Raw genomic sequence first — 2,724 nt, forward strand, 5'->3', positions numbered from 1 at the left:
GGTGTTGGCAATGTCTTCCGCCAGCAGATAACCCACTTCCAGCTCCGAAAAATTCTCGATGTCCGCCGGCAGGTTCAGGCGGAAGCTGTCGCTGTGCTTGATGATTTCCCGTGCCACGCTGTACAGCTGCAAACCGTCCAGTGCTTTGTCAGTCAATTCCGGCTCGGTGCCTTCGATGATCTGCTTGAGGCGCGCCTCCAGCAGCGAGACATTGACCCCGGCGTTCTGCCCGAATGGCCGCGCCTTGCCGAGTTCCAGGGTGAAAGCTTCGGCACCGAGCTTGTCGTAGGTGTAGGAGCTGAACACGATGGACGGCTTGTTCTGCAGCAAAACCGCTTCCATGCCGGCGGCGCGCAGGCGCGCCAGTTCCTGACGCGAATGCTGGCGGTCTTCTTTCCATGGGTACAAGGCAAACTGCTCGATTTTCGAGCCACGAATGGCCGTGTGCAGGTCGTAATGCAGGCGCTGACGATCAGGCAGACAGAAGAAACTCGCCGCCAACCGCTCCAGCTCACAAGCACGCAAGGCTTCGCAGCCACTGCTTTGTTCATGACGGCCATTGAACAGCCGATTGACGTCCTGCTCGACGAAACGCTCGCCCTTGCGAATCGCCTCGGGGTTGCCGAACAGGAACAGAATACGTGCGCGCGGCTTCAAGTCGCCGCGGGCAATGTCGTGCAACAGGCGATCGAGCAACTCGATCGGCGCTGTTTCATTGCCGTGGATCCCCGCCGACAGCAGCAGGTCCAGGCCATTGTCACGCGCTTCAGGTGGCCGGACTTCCAGCGCACCTTCGCTCAACCAGCGCATGCGCACGCCTTCGACAGTCAGTTGAGTCTTCTCCGCCGGTTCACGGCCGGCGAGGGTCAGTTCAAGCAGTTTGCCGAGGGCGAGCATAGAGCGGTTTCCTTAGTGGTCGTGGTTGCAATCCGGGCCGTGAACGTGATCCTCGTCGTCGCCGAGTTCAGCCGGTTCCATCTCCAGTTGCAGACTTACCAGATTAGTCGCCAATGGGCGCAACAGCAGGTTGGCGTATTCGGCGTCGCCTTCTTCGACGTCCACGCCGATCAACAGTTGGCCGCGGCCGTCCTGCTGGATCCACAGCTCTTTGCCTTGCCACATGACCGCGACGCGGGTGCAGGTAGTCTCCAGTTGCGTGCCGTCGGTGTCTTCAAGGATCAGCTGCAGGGTATCGCTCATGTCTTTACGCTCTCGTTTGAGATGAAGCAGCGCGCTGCCATACAGGGCGGCGCGCCGTCGATCAATTGATCTGGAATGGATAAACCGCGCCCAGTTTAAGGATTTGCGTCAGTTCATCCAGTGCCGTCCGGCACTCAAGCAGCAATTGCGGGTCCGCCAGATCGTTTTCGGTCATGCGGTCGCGGTAGTGCTTCTCGACCCATTCGGTCAGTGTGCCGTACAACGGCGCCGTCATGATAACCCCTTGATTGACGGCCGCCAGCTCGGTTTCGTTGAGTGCGACGCGCAACCGCAGGCAAGCCGGGCCACCGCCGTTCTGCATGCTCTGCTTGAGATCGAAGACTTTCACTTCGCGGATCAGGCCGCCGGAGCTGGTCAAACCCTGCAAGTATTGCCAGACACGCTCGTTGCCACGGCATTCTTCCGGAACGATCAACAGCATGGAGCCGTCAGGACGCGACAGCAGTTGGCTATTGAACAGGTAGGAACGAACCGCGTCTTCCACGCTGACCGCGGAACGCGGAACACAGACAGACTGAAATTTCCCACCGACTTTGGCGAGTTTGCTCTGCAATTCAGCGAGCATCTTCTCGGTCTCGAGGAACGCGTCCTCGTGATAGAACAGCACTTCGCCGTTGCCGACTGCGATCACGTCGTTGTGGAACACACCCTGATCAATCACCGACGGGTTCTGCTGGGCGTAGACCACGCCGTCATCGCTCAAGCCGTGCAAACGGGCAACGGCCTGGGATGCTTCGAGGGTCTGGCGCGCCGGGTACTTCTGCGGTGCCGGGTAGCGGGTGTCGAACGCGCTGCGGCCGAATACGAAGAACTCGACACCGGCTTCGCCGTATTCACGGCAGAAACGCGTGTGGTTGGCCGCGCCTTCGTCACCGAATTGCGCCACGGCCGGCAAGGCGGCGTGGTGGGCGAAGTGTTTCTGGTCAGCGAACATCGCCCCCAGCACGCGGCTGGTAGTCGGGTGTTCGATGCTGCGGTGGTATTTGCAATTGAGGTTGGCCGCGGTGAAATGCACGCGACCGTCAGCCGTGTCGGCGCTCGGGCTGACGGTGGCGGCGTTGGCCACCCACATGCTCGAGGCCGAGCAACTGGCCACCAGCAGCGGCATCGCCTCTTTGGCAGCGCGCTCGATCACTTGAGCGTCGGTGCCGCCAAAGCCCAGGCGACGCAGTGCGGCCACATCCGGGCGCTCTTGCGGTGCCAGTACGCCTTGCTGGAAACCCATTTCCATCAGCGCTTTCATTTTTGCCAGGCCTTGCAGCGCCGCTTCCTTGGGGTTGGAAGACTGCTGGCTGTTGCTCTGGGACGCGACGTTGCCGTAGGACAGGCCGCCGTAGTTGTGGGTCGGCCCCACTAGACCGTCAAAATTGACTTCATAGGATTTCATCGGCGAGGCTCCACGAGAATCTGTTGTTATAGGCTTCAGTAACTAGATTTGAGACCGAGGCGCGGCCATCGCGAGCAGGCTCGCTCCTACAGGGTTTGTGTCGTACACCAAATGTG

Annotated in this window: 3 protein-coding genes; all 3 read right to left on the minus strand. The window is 60.4% G+C overall.

Going from position 1 to position 2,724, the window contains the following annotated elements; all coding sequences use genetic code 11:
* Positions 1-897, minus strand: an 897-nt coding sequence (gene astE, locus ACXRVY_RS23140) for a succinylglutamate desuccinylase (RefSeq protein ID WP_458238341.1), incomplete at its 3' end; no start/stop codon positions are given.
* Positions 898-909: 12 nt separating this feature from the next.
* Positions 910-1,200, minus strand: coding sequence for a topoisomerase II (locus tag ACXRVY_RS23145; protein WP_457266311.1), 291 nt, complete (start codon positions 1,198-1,200; stop codon positions 910-912).
* 61 nt (positions 1,201-1,261) lie between these two features.
* Positions 1,262-2,608: an N-succinylarginine dihydrolase gene (gene astB / locus ACXRVY_RS23150; RefSeq protein ID WP_223459297.1), complete on the minus strand. Its 1,347-nt coding sequence runs from the start codon at positions 2,606-2,608 to the stop codon at positions 1,262-1,264.
* Positions 2,609-2,724 lie beyond the last annotated feature (116 nt).

It is taken from the genome of Pseudomonas sp. P5_A2_2, assembly GCF_054177685.1.